Raw genomic sequence first — 16433 nt, 5'->3', positions numbered from 1 at the left:
CACCCCTCCGATCTTCACGGGAGGTGTGATGATCACCGATCTGCGCGCGCTGGCCGCCCACCGAGCGTTCATGCGCTTCTTCGCGGCTCAAGCGTTGGTGTGGTGGGGCTCGGCCGGCACCACGGTCGCATTGCTCTTCGCGATGTTGGGATCGGACTACGGGATCGGAGGCGCCGGAACGCTCCTCGGTGCGCGCGCCCTACCGTCGGTGGTGTTCGGGTTGATCGGGGGTGTGTTCGCCGATCGCTACCACCGTCGAACGATCATGGTCATCTGCAGCGCGGTCGGCGCCGCAGTGCAGGCTTGCGTCGCGGCGGCGCTGTTGACCGATCACGCCACGCTCGTCCTCCTGGTGTGCGCCGTGCTCGTCCTGGGTTCCGCGCAGGCGCTGGCAGCCTCATCCATCTACGCCACCACGCCGGCGCTCGTCCCGGCTGACTTGATTCAACCGGCACAGGCACTCATGCGGGTCGTCCGCAACGCGAGCTCGGTCATCGGCCCGGCCGCGGGAGGTCTGGTCGTCGCTGCGGCCGGTTCGGGTTGGGTCATCGCCATCGACTCGGCGAGTGCACTGATCTCGACGTTGGTGCTGATGACGGTCCCGATCGTCGGTTCGGCAGCGACGAGTTCGGGGACGTGGCGGCAGCTCGCGGCAGGCTGGCGCGAAGTCCGCCGACGCACCTGGTTGCTGGTGTGCATCCCCGCATTCTCGCTCGCCCTGCTCGCGTGGACCGCGGGCTTCGGGGTGCTCGCACCGGCGACTGTCGTGGCGAACGGTGGCACGTCCCGCTCATGGGGGCTCGTGGGGTCGACGATGGCCGTCGGCTACCTGCTCGGGTCCGTCGCTGGGTTGCGATGGAAGCCGAGGAACCTCACCGTCGCGTCCGTCCTGGCCCAGTCGGTCACCGTGGTGCCGCTGACGGCAGTGGCGTCGAACGCCTCTCTCCCCATCCTGATGGTGACAGCCGGGATCGCGGGCGCGGCTCTCGACCTTGCCGGCATCTGGTGGACGACCGCCCTGCAGACCGGCGTACCCGCGGACATCTTGGGCCGGGTCTCGTCTTTCGACTACGTGGGATCGTTCGGACTCATCCCGTTCGGGTATCTGGCCGCGCCGTGGCTGCAGTCAACGCTCGGGGCGTCCCGGGCCACGTGGCTACTGGCAGCGATCATCGCCGGCGCCACGGGGTGTGCCGCACTGATCGTGCTCGGGCGCGAGTCAGCGGACCGGTGCGTCCACGGCCGGGACGTTCCCTCGCCGGCCGACGCCTGAGCGGGTCAGGCTGCCGGGTCAGTCCTCGACCAACACCCCGGCCCGGTACACCGCGACCGGCGCCAGCTCCGCGTCGGTGACCAGGACGTCGCCCCGCCGACCGGCGATCAGCGCTCCCAGGTCCGCCCGGCCCAGCACCGCCGCCGGGGTGGTGGCGGCGGACCGGACCGCGGCGAGCAGCCCGACCCCGGCGTCCACGGTGGCGCGCACGACGTCGATCAGGTGCGCGGTGCCACCGGCGATCGCCCCCGCGCTGCCGTCGGCCTCGATCAGCCGGGCCACTCCCCCGCCGACCCGGACCGCCATCGGCCCGAGTCGATAGTCACCGTCCGGCATCCCGGCAGCCGCCATCGCATCGGTGACCAGCATGATCTGCTCCGGCCCGACCAGGTCGAAGATGCTGCGGACGGTGTGCGGATCCAGGTGGGTGCCGTCACCGATCAGCTCGACCACCAGATCGCCCCGGGCAGCCGCGGCCAGACAGGCGGCGATCGGTCCTGGGTCGCGGTGGTGCAGGGGGCGCATGCCGTTGAACAGGTGGGTCGCGGTCAGGCGCGGCGAGCGGCCGGGCTGCGCTCCGCCACCGACGGCCTCGGCCCGAGCACCGCCGGCCAGCAGGGCGCGGCCGCGTTCGATCGCGGCCTCCACCACGGGGGCGTGCGCGTCGGTGTGCCCGATGGAGGGCACGGTGCCGGCGGCGACCAGGGCGGCGATCGCGTCCGGGCGGCCGGGGCCACCGTCCGCGACGCCGGGCACCTCGGGGGCGATGGTCATGGTGACCAGGTGGCCACGGGCGGCCGCCGAGAGTTCGGCCACCAGCTCCGGGTCGCCGGTGAGCATGTCGCCGGGGTTCTGCGCGCCGCACCGGTCCGCCGACAGGAACGGGCCCTCGGCGTGGATGCCGATCAGGTCACCGCCGTCGACCAGGTCCGCCAGCAGCGCCGCGCGGGCCAGCAGCACGTCCCGGGGCGCGGTGACCAGGGACGCGACCAGACCGGTGGTGCCGTGCCGCAGGTGCTCGCGGGCGGCGGTCCTGGCCTGCTCGACGCTGGTGGCGTCCGGGAACGATTCCCCGCCGCCGCCGTGGTCGTGGATGTCGATCAGGCCGGGCAGCACCGTGGTGCCCGGCGTCGGGTCGTCCGGCAGGTCGTCCCGCCACTGGCTGGGCAGCGCCGTCACCGGTCCGACCCAGGCGATCACGTCGCCGGTCAGCACCACGACGCCGTCGGTGATGACCTCGGTGGGGGTGACGACCTCGCCACGCAGGACTGTCGGGGTGTGCTCGCTCACCGTGCCATTGTGGCCCCACCGGTCGGCGCGGGGCCATGGCCGGAGGTCACGGGTGTGCAGGTCAGAACAACCGGGAGTCCACGTCGTCGACGCCGCGCATCGCGTCGTAGTCCAGCACCAGGCAGCTGATCCCCCGGTCGGTGGCCAGCACCCGGGCCTGCGGCTTGATCTCCTGTGCGGCGAACACGCCCCGCACCGGGGCCAGCAGCGGGTCCCGGTTCAGCAGCTCGAGGTAGCGGGTGAGCTGCTCCACGCCGTCGATGTCGCCGCGGCGCTTGATCTCGACGGCGATCGTGCCGCCGCCGGGGTCCTTGGCCAGGATGTCGACCGGCCCGATGGCGGTCGGGTACTCCCGGCGCACCAGGGTGTGCCCGGTGCCGAGCACCTCGATCTGGGCGGCCATCAGTTCCTGCAGGTGTGCTTCGACCCCGTCCTTGATCAGACCCGGGTCGACACCGAGGTCGTGTTCGGAGTCGTGCAGCACCTCGTGGATCTCGATCACCAGGCGGTCGTCGCTCTTGGTGTGCTGCACCGTCCACACCTGCTCGACGCCGCGCTCCACCGCCTCACCCTCGGCGGGGGCGGTCCGCAGCGTGCACGGCGGGCTCATCCAGTTCAGCGGCTTGTACGACCCGCCGTCGGAGTGCAGCAGCACCGAACCGTCGGCCTTGACCACCACCAGCCGGGTGGCCAGCGGCAGGTGGGCGTTCAGGCGGCCGCTGTACCGGGCGGCACAGCGGGCGACGAGCAGACGCATGGACTTCCTTACTCAGATCACCAGGTGCGGGGCGGAGGGTCCGGCCTCCAGCCAGGAGGTCAGACCAGCGTAGGCCTCGCGGGACATCACCAGCTCCACCTGCTCCTCCAGACCGACCGGCCCGCCCGCGACCCGGCAGCGCACCATCAACGGCGACCCCGGGCGGTCGGGGTGCACCGGCGTGCGTTCGAGCACGCTCAGCCCGGAGCGGGTCCAGGTGCGGGTGGCCCGGAAGGACAGCGAGCGGAGCTTGAACCAGTACAGGCTGCGCGCCCCGTAATGCGCGACGCCGGGGACCTGACGGCCCCCGGCGCGCAGTGCACAGGAGAAGGAACCCACCCGACGGGTCAGGGTGTGCCAGCGGGACAGCGCCACGCCGGCCACCGCGACGAGAGCGGCCAGCACCAGCAGCGCGAGCAGCCAGCCGACCCCGTGCACGGGTGGATCAGGCGGCCGGGGTGGCGGACTCGTCGAGCCCGTCCACCACCACCGTGACCTGGTCGTCGTCGACGGACAGGAAGCCGCCCTCGACGACCCACGACAGATCGGAACCCGAGGCGGCGCCCTCGACGGTCACCCGGACCCGGCCGTGCGCGAGCACGGAGAGCACCGGGGTGTGACCGGGCAGGATGCCGATCTCGCCGTCCGACGCGGGCGCGCTGACCGACCGGGCGGCACCGGACCAGATGGTCCCGTCGGTGCCGACCAGGTCGACCTCCAGCTGCTTGGCCATCAGACGCCGTACTCCTTCTGGATCCGGGCCCAGTTGCGCTCCAGGTCCTCCAGACCACCGATGTTGAAGAACGCCTGCTCGGCGATGTGGTCGAACTCGCCGGCCGCGATCTTCTTGAACGCCTCGACCGTCTCGGCCACCGGCACGGTCGAACCGACCACACCGGTGAACTTCTCGGCCATGTAGGTGTTCTGGGAGAGGAACTGCTGGATCCGGCGGGCGCGGGCCACGACGGTCTTGTCCTCCTCCGACAGCTCGTCGACACCGAGGATGGCGATGATGTCCTGCAGCTCCTTGTTGCGCTGCAGGATCGACTTCACCTGGGTGGCCACGTCGTAGTGCTCCTGGCCGACGTACCGCGGGTCGAGGATCCGGCTGGTCGAGGCCAGCGGGTCCACGGCCGGGTACAGACCACGCGAGGCGATCTCACGGGAGAGCTCGGTGGTCGCGTCCAGGTGGGCGAAGGTGGTCGCCGGAGCCGGGTCGGTGTAGTCGTCGGCCGGAACGTAGATCGCCTGCAGCGAGGTGATCGAGTGACCACGGGTCGAGGTGATGCGCTCCTGCAGCTGACCCATCTCGTCCGCCAGGTTCGGCTGGTAGCCCACCGCGGAGGGCATCCGGCCGAGCAGGGTCGAGACCTCGGACCCCGCCTGGGTGAACCGGAAGATGTTGTCGATGAAGAGCAGCACGTCCTGCTTCTGCACATCGCGGAAGTACTCCGCCATGGTCAGAGCGGACAGGGCCACCCGCAGACGGGTGCCCGGCGGCTCGTCCATCTGGCCGAAGACCAGGGCGGTCTTGTCGAAGACCCCGGCCTCCTCCATCTCACCGATCAGGTCGTTGCCCTCACGGGTGCGCTCGCCGACACCGGCGAACACCGACACACCACCGTGGTCCTGGGCGACGCGCTGGATCATCTCCTGGATCAGCACGGTCTTGCCCACACCGGCACCACCGAAGAGGCCGATCTTCCCACCCTGGACGTACGGGGTGAGCAGGTCGATGACCTTGATGCCGGTCTCGAACATCGTCGTCTTCGACTCGAGCTGGTCGAAGGCCGGCGGCTTGCGGTGGATCGGCCAGCGCTCGGTGATCTCGAGCTTCTCGCCCTCGGCCAGGTTGAGCACCTCACCGGTCACGTTGAACACGTGGCCCTTGGTGATGTCGCCGACCGGCACGCTGATCGGCGCGCCGGTGTCGGTGACCTTGGCGCCACGGACCAGGCCGTCGGTCGGCTTCAGCGCGATGGCCCGGATCAGGGAGTCACCCAGGTGCTGGGCGACCTCGAGGGTCATGGTGAACGAGCTCTCGCCCTCGCCCTGACCGGACATGTCGATGTCGACGGTCAGCGCGTTGTACATCTCCGGGATCTGGTCCGCAGGGAACTCGATGTCCACGACGGGCCCGATCACGCGTGCGACGCGGCCCACGCCCGGCGCGGCGGCCGTGTCCTTCGCGTCGACGGTGGTGGCGGTCATGTCTGCCTCACTTTGCTTTGCCGCCGCGTGCGGCGGCGTGGGGATGTCTCTGTCTGCGGAATCTGTCGAGATCAGGAGGCGAGCGCGTCGGCGCCCGACACGATCTCGCTGATCTCCTGGGTGATCTCGGACTGACGGGCCTGGTTGGCCAGTCGGGTGTACATGCGGATCAGGTCCTCGGCGTTCTCCGTGGCGGTGTGCATCGCACGCTGCCGGGAAGCCAGCTCCGAGGCCGCCGCGTGCAGCAGGCAGGAGTAGATCCGGGTCCGGACGTACCGCGGCAGCAGCGCGTCCAGCACCTCCTCCGCACTCGGCTCGAACTCGTAGAGCGGGAGGGTCTCGCCGGAGTCGTGCTCGACGACGCCGTCCACGACCTCCAGCGGGAGCATCCGGATCACCTGGGGACGCTGGCTCACCATGTTCTGGAACCGGGTGGACACGATGTGCAGCTCGCCCACCCCGCCCTCGTCCGCGGGGGCCGCGAAGTCCGCCAGCAGTCGGCCGGCGATCTCCTCGGCGAGGTCCGCGGTCGGCGCGTCCGACTGACCGGTCCAGGACGCCGCGAGCTCGCGGTGCCGGAAGGTGTAGAAGGCCTCGGCCCGCCGCCCGGAGACGTAGAGCGCGACCTCCTTGCCCTCACCCTGCAACCGCTCGATCAGCGCCTCGGCCTCGCGGATGACGCTCGCCGAATAGGCGCCCGCCATGCCGCGGTCCGAGGCGATGAGCAGCACCGCGACCCGGTTGGTGTCACGGCGCTCCGCCAGGAGCGGGTGCCGCACGTCCGAGTGGGTCGCCACCGCCGACACCGCCTTGGTGATGGCCGTGGCGTAGGGGCTGGCGGCTGCCATCCGGTCCCGGGCGCGACCGATCCGCGAGGCGGCGATCAGCTCCTGGGCGCGGAACATCTTCTTCAGAGACTGGGTCGACCTGATCCGCTGGCGGTAGACCCGCTGCTGTCCGGCCATGCTCAGCCCTTCTTCTGACGAACGATCTGCTCCTGCTCGACCGGCGTCTCGGACTCCTCGTCGTCGCCACCCACCAGCGGAGTGCCGTCGCCCTTGAGGAAGCCGTTGCGGAACTCCTCGACCGCGGCCGCCAGGGCGTCCTCGGTGTCCTCCTCCAGCTTGCCGGTGGAGATGATCGTGGAGAGCACGTCGGTGTTGCGGCGCAGGTGGTCCAGCAGCTCGGACTCGAAGCGGGCGACGTCCGCGACCGGGACGTCGTCCAGCTTGCCCTTGGTGCCGGCCCACACCGAGGCGACCTGCTCCTCGGCCGGGTACGGGGAGTACTGCGGCTGCTTGAGCAGCTCCATCAGCCGGGCGCCACGGGTCAGCTGGGCGCGGGAAGCCGCGTCCAGGTCGGAGGCGAACATCGCGAACGCCTCCAGGGACCGGTACTGCGCGAGGTCCAGCTTCAGCGTGCCGGAGACCTTCTTCATCGCCTTGATCTGCGCGTCACCACCGACACGGGAGACCGAGATACCGACGTCGACCGCCGGGCGCTGGTCCGCGTTGAACAGATCCGACTGCAGGAAGATCTGACCGTCGGTGATGGAGATGACGTTGGTCGGGATGTAGGCCGAGACGTCGTTCGCCTTGGTCTCGATCACCGGCAGACCGGTCATCGAACCGGCACCGAGCTCGTCCGACAGCTTCGCGCAACGCTCCAGCAGACGGGAGTGCAGGTAGAAGACGTCACCCGGGTACGCCTCGCGGCCCGGCGGACGACGCAGCAGCAGCGACACGGCACGGTAGGCCTCGGCCTGCTTCGACAGGTCGTCGAAGACGATCAGAACGTGCTTGCCCTCGTACATCCAGTGCTGGCCGATGGCCGAACCGGTGTACGGCGCCAGGTACTTGAACCCGGCCGGGTCCGAGGCGGGAGCGGCCACGATGGTGGTGTACTCCAGCGCACCGGCGTCCTCCAGGGCGCCACGCACGGCGGCGATGGTCGAACCCTTCTGGCCGATGGCGACGTAGATGCAGCGCACCTGCTTGGTCGGGTCGCCGGTCTCCCAGTTCGCCTTCTGGTTGATGATCGTGTCGATCGCGATCGCCGTTTTGCCGGTCTGGCGGTCACCGATGATCAGCTGACGCTGGCCACGGCCGATCGGGATCATGGTGTCGATCGCCTTGATGCCGGTCTGCAGCGGCTCGTGCACCGACTTACGCGCCATCACGCCCGGTGCCTGCAGCTCCAGCGCACGGCGACCCTCGGCCTCGATCTCGCCCAGGCCGTCGATCGGCTGACCCAGCGGGTCCACCACGCGGCCGAGGAAGCCCGAGCCCACCGGCACCGAGAGGACCTCGCCGGTCCGACGGACCTCCTGGCCCTCCTCGATCCCGGAGAACTCACCCAGGATCACGACGCCGATCTCGCGGACGTCCAGGTTCTGGGCCAGGCCGAGCGTGCCGTCGGCGAACCGGAGCAGTTCGTTGGCCATCACACCCGGCAGGCCCTCGACCTGCGCGATGCCGTCGGCGGCCAGGGTGACGCGGCCGACCTCCTCAGAGGCGGCGGCGGTGGGCTCGTAGGACTTCACGAAGCTGTCGAGCGCAGCCTTGATCTGGTCCGGCCCGATGGTCAGCTCAGCCATTGTTCTCTCCTGTCGAGACCGATGCGCGGGTGCGACCGGTCAAGTCTTGGTTGCGCCGGGTCATCCGGCCAGACGGCGGCGGGCGTCGGCGACTCGCGCCGACACGGTGCCGTCGATGACGTCCGGACCGACCTGCACACGCATCCCGCCGAGGACCGACGGGTCCACGGTGATGTTCAGCTGTACCTGGCGGCCGTAGGCACGGGCGAGGCCCGACCGCAGTCGGTCCTCCTGCTCCCGTGTGAGCGGGGTGGAACTGGTGACGACGGCGACGGTGCGCGACCGGCGCTGCGCGGCGGCGTCCGCGAGAGCGCCGACGGCCGACACCGAACCGGCGCGATCGATCTGGTGCGTGATCCGCTCCAGCAGCATCAGCGTCAGCGGGTGCACCGCGGGGCCGAACAACTGCCGGATCAGCTCCTCGCGTGCAGCGGCGTTGGTCACCCGGGCGACGAGCGCCTCCCGGACGTCCCGCTGCGCGACCAGGAACCGCTGCGTGCGGAACAGGTCTTCCTCGACGGTGTCGAGCACCCCCTCCGCCTCGGCCCCGGCCAGCACTGCCTCACGGCCGAGCTGTTCGAGCGCCTCGGCGAGATCGGACTCGTGCGACCAGCGCGAACGGACCACACCGGCGAGCAGGTCGACCACGCGGCCGTCGGTCGACGAGCCCAGCAGGGTCGTCACCAGTGCGGCCTTGGCCTCACCGGGGGCGGCCGGGTCGGTGAGCGCGCGACGGAGCTGACCGTTGGCACGGACCACGTCCGCGACGGCCAACACCTGGGCGCCCAGCTGGGCCGCGTCCGCGCCGACCTGCTGCCAGAGCGTCTCGAAACGCTCGGCAGCCGCCGTCAGGGATGCCTGGCTCGCCGCGCGCATCAGCGCTCAGCCGCCGTGCTGGACGGGTCGACGACCGCGGTCTCGGTCTCGAGCTCCTCGAGGAAGCGGTCGACCACGCGGGACTGGCGGGCCTGGTCGGCCAGCGACTCCCCGACGATCCGGGATGCCAGCTCGACCGCCAGCTCGCCGACGTCCTGACGCAGCGACTCGGCTGCCTGCTGACGCTCGGCCTCGATCTGGCGCTGGGCGGTCTCGACGATGCGTGCGGCGTCGGCCTGGGCCTTCGCCCGCAGCTCCGCCACGATGGCACCACCCTCGGTGCGCGCGTCCTCGCGGATGCGCGCCGCCTCGGCACGGGCGTCGGCCAGCTGCTGCTTGTACTCGTCCAGCAGCTGCTGGGCCTCGGCCTGCGCCTCTTCCGCGCTCTCCAGGCCGCCCTCGATCTTCGCGGTGCGCTCGTCGAGCACCTTGAGGAACTTCGGCAGGACCTTGATGAAGACCGCGGCGATGATCGCCGTGACCACCAGGGACCAGACGATGTCGTAGGTCGCCGGGAGCAGGACGCTGTGCGTCGACTCCTCGGCGGCTGTGACGAAGGCGTGCATCAGATCAGAAGACGAAGCCGGCGACGAAGCCGATCAGGGCCAGGGCCTCGATGGCACCCAGCGCGATGAACATGTTGGTCCGCAGCAGACCCGCGATCTCGGGCTGGCGAGCGGTCGCCTCCTGGGTCTTCGCGACCATGATGCCCAGACCGATGCCGGGGCCGATGGCAGCCAGGCCGTAGCCGATGGTGGCGAGGTCTCCGGTGATCTCCACGATCATGTTTCCTTCCGTTGATGTCCCGGGTCGGGACAGGCACTACGGGACCGGCCGAGGCCGGTTGTCCTCGGGGGTGAGGCGCGGTCGGATCAGTGGTGCGACTCCGACAGCTGGATGTACACCGCGCTGAGCAGGGTGAAGATGTACGCCTGCAGGGCGGCGATGAAGATCTCGAACAGGGTGAACGCCAGGCCGGCGGCGAAGGTGACGACACCCACCGCCTTGAGGGCCGAGGCCGCCTCGAAGAACAGGAAGTTCGTCGCGGCGAAGCACAGCACCAGCAGCAGGTGGCCGGAGATCATGTTCACCAGCAGACGGATGGTCAGCGTGGCGGGCCGCAGGATGAACGTCGAGATGAGCTCGATCGGCGTCAGGATGATGTACACCGGCCACGGGACACCGGCCGGGAACAGCGACTCCTTGAGGTAGCCGGTCACGCCGTGGGCCTTGATGCCCGCGATGATGAAGGCGATCCAGCTGATGATCGCGAGGACCAGCGGCAGGCCGATCACCGAGCTACCGGCGATGTTCAGGCCGGGGATGACGCCGGTGATGTTCATCGCCAGCACGGTGAAGAACAGGATGGTCAGCAGCGGCAGGTACTTGCGGCCGCCCTGCTTGCCGAGGATCTCCTCGGCGATCTGGACGCGGACGAAGTCGAGTGCCAGCTCGGCGATGTTCTGCCCACGGCCCGGCACCAACCGCACCCGACGCGCGGCGAGCAGGAACAGCCCGCACAGCACGATCGCCGCGATGATCCGGACCATCATGATCCGGTTCAGCTCGAAGGGGGTCCCTCCGAACAGGATCGCGTCGGGGAAGAACTCCGCGATCGTGGGCACGTGGAAGCCGGACTCGTCCCCCGCGGCGGACAACATTGAAGGCACGAGGTTGAACAAAGGTTCAGGCTCCTGGGGTCAAAGGGGCGCAGCCGGCACCGTAGTGGCTGTCGGACGTCGTGCAGCCTAACTCACAGGATGACTCGTACATCACATCTGCTCAGAGTTGGGCGAATCGGGCGTGACGTAGGGCACGCGATGACGCACGACTGCACGGTAATCGAGAAGTGCCGACGCGGCTACACCCACCAGCAGGACGATGCCGAACACCCGGTGGTCGTAGAAGTCGAGGCCGCGCAGCACGACCAGCACCACGATCACCAGCAGCACCTTGACCAGCCAGGTCACCATCACCACGGCGGTCATTCGCTGCACGGTGGACCCGGCGGTCAGCAGCATGGACAGCGGCGTGGCACCGGAGAAGACCAGGGCCAGACCGGCGCCGATCAGCGCACCCCACAGTCCGGGGGTCCCGGCCACCGCCAGGCCGATCCCGCCGCCGAGCACCACCAGGGCACCGGTCAGCAGGAGGGTGTCGCGCAGCGCGGTGCGGAACACCGGCGCGGTCTGCGGCGCGGCCGTGGCGGCCAGGATCTCCCGCTCCCGCGCCGCGCGCCGCTGCTCGGCGGTCTGCTGTGCTGGGACCGGCTGCTGCCCGGCGTCCGGTGCCGCGGCGACGGACTCGGGGTCGGTGCCGTTCGGCTCGGGCTGGGTGGCGTCGGTGCTCACGGCTGGGTCCTCGGGTGCTCAGGGGTGGGGTGGGTCGGGAGGCGACTCAGGGCCGCGTGCCGTCGGCGCTCAGGGCGGTGCGGGCCAGCGGTGTCGGCCGGTCGGGGCCGGGGTCGTCGGCGGTGACGTCCGGGTCACCGGGGGTGCCGCGCGAACCACGCAGCGGGCCGAGGGTGAGCAACAGGGCCACCACGATCCCGACGCCCATGCCGATCAGCACGGCGGTGGTGGAGAACCACACCAGCGCGACGGCGGTGCCGGTGAACACGGCGGTCCAGACGTAGAGGATGATCACCGCGCGCCGGTGGCTGTGGCCGAGCGCGAGCATCCGGTGGTGCAGGTGCATCCGGTCCGGGTGGAAGGGCGACTTGCCGGAGCCGACCCGCCGGATCACCGCCATGCCCATGTCGAGCAGCGGCAGGATCAGCACCGCCACCGGCAGCAGGATCGGCAGGAACGCCGGGAACGACTGCCGCGGCAGGGTGCCGGTGTCGATCTGCCCGGTGACCCGGATCGCGGCGGCCGCGATCATCAGCCCGATCAGCATCGAGCCGGAGTCGCCCATGAAGATCCGCGCGGGGTGGAAGTTGTGCGGCAGGAAGCCGAGGCACGCCCCGACCAGCAACGCCATGATCAGGGTCGCGAGGCTGGCGTAGCTGGTGGATCCGGCGCTGACCGTGAGCCAGTAGGAGTAGAGGAAGAACCCGGCGCCGCCGATCGCGATCAGCCCGGCGGCCAGCCCGTCGAGCCCGTCGACGAAGTTCACCGCGTTCATCGCGACCACCACCGTCAGGACGGTGAGCACCAGCCACAGGCGACTGGAGCCGAGCACGACGCCGCCGATCGGCAGCTGGTACAGCTGCAACCCCTGGGAGGCCATCATCAGCGCGGCGAGCACCTGACCGACCAGTTTGGTGATCCAGTCCAGGTCCCAGATGTCGTCGGCGATCCCGAGCAGGCAGACCATGATCGCCGCGGCGATCACCCCGAGGACCGGGCGGGGGTTGACGAAGACGTCCGCCAGGAACCGCATCTGGGTGGCGAAGGCGAGGGCGACCAACATCCCGGCCAGCATCGCCATCCCACCCAGTCGGGGCGTCGGGATGGTGTGCACGTCCCGGGAACGCACCGCGGTGATCGCGCCCCAACGCAGGGCGCACCACCGGGCGAGCGGCGTCAGCAGGTAGGTGGACGCCGCCGCGACCAGCAGCAGGAGGACGTAGACCCTCACCGGCCGGCGTCGCCTTCCACCGGGGCCACCGCCCGGAGGTCCTCCATGCTGATCGCGCCCTGGCGGACCACGGTGAGGTCGTCGCCGGTCGCGTCGATGATCGTCGAGGCCACCCCACCGGGGGTCGGGCCACCGTCCAGGTAGACCTGGACCGCGTCGCCGAGCTGCTCGTGCGCGTCGGCGACGTTCAGCGCCGACGGCTGTCCGGTCTTATTCGCCGAGGACACCGCCAGCGGGCCGGTGCGACGCAGCAGGGCCAGCGCGGCCGGGTGGTCGGGCACCCGCAGGGCCACGGTGCCGTGCGTCTCGCCCAGGTCCCAGATCAGGGAGGGCTGCGCGCGGACGATGATCGTGAGGCCCCCGGGCCAGAACGCGGCGGCCAGGTCGCGCACGGCCGGATGCACCGAGGTGGCGAGGCCGTCCAGCGTGGCGACGTCCGGCATCAGCACCGGCGGCGGCTGCTGGCGTCCCCGGCCCTTGGCGGCCAGCAGCGCGGCGACCGCCTCCGGGGTGAAGGCGTCCGCGCCGATGCCGTACACGGTGTCGGTGGGCAGCACGATCAGTCCGCCGCGGGACACGGTGTGCACCGCCGCGTCGATCGCCGGTCCCCAGGCAGCAGGGTCGGTGGCGTCCAGAATCGAATCGGCACTCACGGGATGGGAGTCTGTCACGTCGGGCTGGATGCCGGGGACGGCTCGCCCACGACGGTCGAACGCCGGGCGACCAGCATCCGGGGCCGACCGGTCAGATCGGCCACCGTGCGCACGTCCTCGAATCCGCCGCACTCGATGGCAGCGGCCCGCGCCTGGGCGTCCTGCACCTCGGCGTGTTCCATCACCAGCAGCCCGCCGGGCACCAGCAGTCGGGCCGCCGCGGCGATCACCGCCCGGGGCACGTCCAGACCGTCCGCTCCCCCGCCGTACAGGGCGAGGTCCGGGTCGTGGTCACGCACCTCGGGGTCGACCGGCACCGCGTCCGGCGGGATGTACGGCGGGTTGGACACCAGCACGTCCACCCGGTGGTCCAGCTCCGCCAACAGCTCCGGGTCGCGCACGTCACCGGTCAGCACGGTCAGCTCGGCACCGGCAAGCGCCGCGTTGCGCCCGGTCAGGTCGACGGCCGCCGGGGAGGCGTCGACCGCCGTCACCCGGCTGCCCGGCACCTCGGTCGCCACCGACAGGGCGATCCCCCCGGCGCCGCAGCACAGGTCGACCACGATCGGGTCCTGGCCGAGCACGGTCAGCCGCGCCGCCTCGTCCACGGCCACCTGGGCGACCGTCTCGGTCTCCGGCCGGGGCACGAACACCCCGGGCTCGACCAGCATGGTGAGGTAGCGGAAGACGGTGCTGCCGACGATGTGCTGCAACGGCTCGCGGAGCCGCCGCCGGTCCACCACCGCCGCGTACTCGGCCGCGAAGCCCTCGGGCACCGGCGGCGGGAGGACCAGGTCGACCCGCGGCAGGTCGAGCACGTGCGCCGCCAGGGCCAGCGCGTCGTGCCGCGGCGAGCCGACGCCCGCCTCGTCCAGCAGGGCGGTGGCCCCGTCGACCAGGGCACGCAGGGTGGGGGCGGTCATGCCTGCTCCGCCGCGGACGCCAGCCGGGCCGCCTCGTCGGCGTCGATCGCGGACTGGATCACCGGGGCCAGATCACCGTCCAGCACCGCGTCCAGGTTGTAGGCCTTGTAACCGGTGCGGTGATCGGCGATCCGGTTCTCCGGGAAGTTGTAGGTGCGGATCCGCTCGGAGCGGTCCACCGTGCGCACCTGGGACCGGCGCGCCTCGCTCGCGGCGGCGGCAGCGGCCTCCTGCTGGGCGGCGAGCAGTCGGGCGCGCAGCACCCGCATCGCCTGCTCCCGGTTCTGCAGCTGCGACTTCTCGTTCTGCATCGACACCACGATGCCGGTGGGCAGGTGGGTGATCCGCACGGCCGAGTCGGTGGTGTTCACCGACTGACCACCGGGGCCGGAGGAGCGGTACACGTCGATCCGCAGGTCGTTCGGGTCGATCTCCACCTCACCCGGATCCTCCACCTCGGGGAAGACCAGGACCCCGGCGGCGGAGGTGTGGATGCGGCCCTGCGACTCGGTCACCGGGACCCGCTGGACCCGGTGCACGCCGCCCTCGTACTTCAGCGCCGCCCAGACCCCCTCGGCCGGGTCGGTGACGGTGCCGCGCGCCTTGATCGCGACCTGGACGTCCTTGTAGCCGCCCAGGTCGGAACCGGTGGACTCCAGCACCTCGGTCTTCCACCCGCGCTGCTCGGCGAACCGCAGGTACATCCGCAGCAGGTCGCCGGCGAACAGCGCCGACTCCTCGCCGCCCTCACCGGCCTTGATCTCCAGGATCACGTCGCGGGCGTCGTCCGGGTCGCGGGGCACCAGCACCCGGCGCAGCCGGTCGGCGGCGTGGGCGGCGGCCTCGGTCAGTGTGGGCAGCTCGGCGGCGAAGGCCGGGTCCACCTCGGCGAGCTCGGTGGCGTCGGCGCGGTCCTGCTCGGCGGCGGACCACTCGCGGTAGGCGGCGGCCACCCGGCCCAGCTCGGCGTAGCGGCGGCCCAGGCGGCGCGCCTCGACCGGGTCCGCGTGCACCGCCGGGTCGGCGAGCTGCTGCTCGATCCGGGCGTGCTCGTCCAGCATCGGTCGCGCTGCCGCGAAGGACTCACTCATCTGCACTCCCGGGTCCGGACATGACAAGCGCCGGTGACCACGGAGGTGATCACCGGCGCCAGGGTCGTCAGTTGGAGCGCTTGCCGTAGCGAGCCTCGAACCGGGCCACGCGGCCACCGGTGTCGAGGATCTTCTGCTTGCCGGTGTAGAACGGGTGGCAGGCGCTGCAGACGTCGGCGCGGATCTCGCCGGAGGTCTCGGTGGAGCGGGTGGTGAAGGTGTTGCCACAGGTGCAGGTCACCGTGGTCACCACGTACTCGGGGTGGATACCAGACTTCATGGGGTGCTCTCCTAGTCAGAGTGTCTCCGGGTCGTACGCGGGGTGCGCACGTGAACCGCAGACCGACGGAACATGATGCCAGAACAGCGCCGGGTGGTGAAATCTTCCCGCCGGGCGCGATCGCTCCGCTGGTCCTAGCGTCGACGGCATGAGTCGTGTGCACCTGACCGTCGCCCTGACCGGGATCCTGCTGCTCAGTGCCTGCTCCGGCGGCGGCGACGCCACCGGCACCACCTCCGAGCCGCCTGTCGCACCCAGCACCCCGGCGGCCACCTCTCCGAGCCCGACGGCCACCACCATCGGCTGCGCGCCCGGCGGCGACGGGGTGCCCGCCACCGCGCAGGCGATCACGACCATCGACCTGGACGGTGACGGCGCCGACGACCAGCTCTGGATCGACGACGACGGGGCCGCCCGCACCCTGGGCGTGACCACCGCCTCCGGCGCGACCTTCACCCACCCGATCGACCTGGCGGGCCCGGCCGGGGCCTCCGCGTTCGCGCTGCGCCCCGCCGCCACCGACCCGGCCCTGGTGCTGCTCTCCGACAACCGGGTGGCCGACCTGCTGATGGTCCAGGACTGCGGGCTGGTGGACGTGACCGACGCCGAGGGCAAGCCGTGGCAGTTCGACCAGGGCTTCGCCGGGAACGGCACCGGGGTGGGCTGCGTGGACATCACCGGCGACGGCGAGCCCGACCTGGTCGGGCTGAACGATGTGGACGGCTCGATCACCCGGACCCAGATCACGCTGACCGGCACGGTCGCCGCGGCCGGGACCACCGACACCGTGACCGGCGGCCAGGACGCCGCGGACACAGCGCACGCGATCACCTGCGGCACCCGCACGATGCAGGCCGACGGAGTGCACGAGGCGGCTGCCTGACCTCGGCACGTCCTACGA

General features: G+C 71.0%; 19 protein-coding genes. 2 read left to right on the top strand and 17 right to left on the bottom strand.

Annotated elements, in window-relative coordinates; genetic code table 11:
- The first annotated feature begins 28 nt into the window (after positions 1-28).
- Positions 29-1273: an MFS transporter gene (locus HGK68_RS04210; protein ID WP_169164829.1), complete on the top strand. Its 1245-nt coding sequence runs from the start codon at positions 29-31 to the stop codon at positions 1271-1273.
- An 18-nt stretch (positions 1274-1291) separates the two neighbouring features.
- On the opposite strand, the gene HGK68_RS04205 is transcribed toward HGK68_RS04210, so the two are convergent.
- The 17 genes from HGK68_RS04205 to rpmE form a co-directional block, all read right to left on the bottom strand.
- A complete protein-coding gene (locus tag HGK68_RS04205) occupies positions 1292-2563 on the bottom strand; it encodes an N-acetylglucosamine-6-phosphate deacetylase (protein ID WP_169164828.1) in 1272 nt (423 codons plus the stop codon).
- Positions 2564-2624: 61 nt separating this feature from the next.
- Positions 2625-3320 (bottom strand): endonuclease NucS, encoded by a 696-nt coding sequence (gene nucS / locus HGK68_RS04200; protein WP_169164827.1) that lies wholly within the window; start codon positions 3318-3320, stop codon positions 2625-2627.
- A gap of 12 nt (positions 3321-3332) precedes the next feature.
- Entirely contained in the window at positions 3333-3758 is a 426-nt protein-coding gene (locus tag HGK68_RS04195; protein WP_169164826.1) for a DUF2550 family protein, read from the bottom strand.
- Between the two features lie 7 nt (positions 3759-3765).
- On the bottom strand, positions 3766-4053 hold the full coding sequence (locus HGK68_RS04190; protein ID WP_169164825.1) for a F0F1 ATP synthase subunit epsilon: 288 nt from the start codon (positions 4051-4053) through the stop codon (positions 3766-3768).
- Positions 4053-5531, bottom strand: coding sequence for a F0F1 ATP synthase subunit beta (gene atpD, locus HGK68_RS04185; protein WP_169164824.1), 1479 nt, complete (start codon positions 5529-5531; stop codon positions 4053-4055). The genes HGK68_RS04190 and atpD overlap by 1 nt, the downstream gene beginning before the upstream one ends.
- Before the next feature lie 71 nt (positions 5532-5602).
- Positions 5603-6496 (bottom strand): F0F1 ATP synthase subunit gamma, encoded by an 894-nt coding sequence (locus HGK68_RS04180; protein WP_169164823.1) that lies wholly within the window; start codon positions 6494-6496, stop codon positions 5603-5605.
- A 2-nt stretch (positions 6497-6498) separates the two neighbouring features.
- Complete coding sequence (atpA, locus tag HGK68_RS04175; RefSeq protein ID WP_169164822.1) at positions 6499-8127, bottom strand: F0F1 ATP synthase subunit alpha; 1629 nt, start codon at positions 8125-8127, stop codon at positions 6499-6501.
- 60 nt (positions 8128-8187) lie between these two features.
- Complete coding sequence (locus HGK68_RS04170; protein WP_169164821.1) at positions 8188-9003, bottom strand: F0F1 ATP synthase subunit delta; 816 nt, start codon at positions 9001-9003, stop codon at positions 8188-8190.
- Positions 9003-9569, bottom strand: a complete 567-nt coding sequence (locus HGK68_RS04165; RefSeq protein WP_169164820.1) for a F0F1 ATP synthase subunit B — start codon at positions 9567-9569, stop codon at positions 9003-9005. Before HGK68_RS04165 ends, HGK68_RS04170 begins: the two co-directional genes overlap by 1 nt.
- A gap of 4 nt (positions 9570-9573) precedes the next feature.
- Positions 9574-9789, bottom strand: a complete 216-nt coding sequence (gene atpE, locus HGK68_RS04160) for an ATP synthase F0 subunit C (RefSeq protein ID WP_203767609.1) — start codon at positions 9787-9789, stop codon at positions 9574-9576.
- Positions 9790-9875: 86 nt separating this feature from the next.
- Positions 9876-10664, bottom strand: a complete 789-nt coding sequence (atpB, locus tag HGK68_RS04155; protein ID WP_169164819.1) for a F0F1 ATP synthase subunit A — start codon at positions 10662-10664, stop codon at positions 9876-9878.
- Positions 10665-10775: 111 nt separating this feature from the next.
- Positions 10776-11354 (bottom strand): Cg1360 family ATP-synthase-associated protein, encoded by a 579-nt coding sequence (locus HGK68_RS04150; protein ID WP_246260578.1) that lies wholly within the window; start codon positions 11352-11354, stop codon positions 10776-10778.
- A gap of 46 nt (positions 11355-11400) precedes the next feature.
- Positions 11401-12585 (bottom strand): MraY family glycosyltransferase, encoded by a 1185-nt coding sequence (locus HGK68_RS04145; RefSeq protein WP_169164818.1) that lies wholly within the window; start codon positions 12583-12585, stop codon positions 11401-11403.
- Complete coding sequence (locus HGK68_RS04140; RefSeq protein ID WP_169164817.1) at positions 12582-13238, bottom strand: L-threonylcarbamoyladenylate synthase; 657 nt, start codon at positions 13236-13238, stop codon at positions 12582-12584. The genes HGK68_RS04145 and HGK68_RS04140 overlap by 4 nt, the downstream gene beginning before the upstream one ends.
- A 14-nt stretch (positions 13239-13252) precedes the next feature.
- Positions 13253-14161 carry a peptide chain release factor N(5)-glutamine methyltransferase gene (prmC, locus tag HGK68_RS04135; RefSeq protein WP_169164816.1) on the bottom strand — a complete coding sequence of 303 codons (909 nt, stop codon included), beginning with the start codon at positions 14159-14161 and terminating at the stop codon, positions 13253-13255.
- Positions 14158-15252 carry a peptide chain release factor 1 gene (gene prfA / locus HGK68_RS04130; protein WP_169164815.1) on the bottom strand — a complete coding sequence of 365 codons (1095 nt, stop codon included), beginning with the start codon at positions 15250-15252 and terminating at the stop codon, positions 14158-14160. The genes prmC and prfA overlap by 4 nt, the downstream gene beginning before the upstream one ends.
- A gap of 67 nt (positions 15253-15319) precedes the next feature.
- Positions 15320-15532, bottom strand: a complete 213-nt coding sequence (gene rpmE, locus HGK68_RS04125; protein ID WP_169164814.1) for a 50S ribosomal protein L31 — start codon at positions 15530-15532, stop codon at positions 15320-15322.
- 148 nt (positions 15533-15680) lie between these two features.
- Between rpmE and HGK68_RS04120 the strand changes: the two genes are divergently transcribed.
- Positions 15681-16415, top strand: a complete 735-nt coding sequence (locus HGK68_RS04120) for a hypothetical protein (protein ID WP_169164813.1) — start codon at positions 15681-15683, stop codon at positions 16413-16415.
- Positions 16416-16433 lie beyond the last annotated feature (18 nt).

The organism is Cellulomonas taurus (assembly GCF_012931845.1).
In the GTDB taxonomy this organism is placed as follows: Bacteria; Actinomycetota; Actinomycetes; order Actinomycetales; family Cellulomonadaceae; genus Cellulomonas; species Cellulomonas taurus.
Note: the sequence above shows the minus strand (reverse complement) of the source record. Positions and strands in the feature narration are given on the sequence as shown.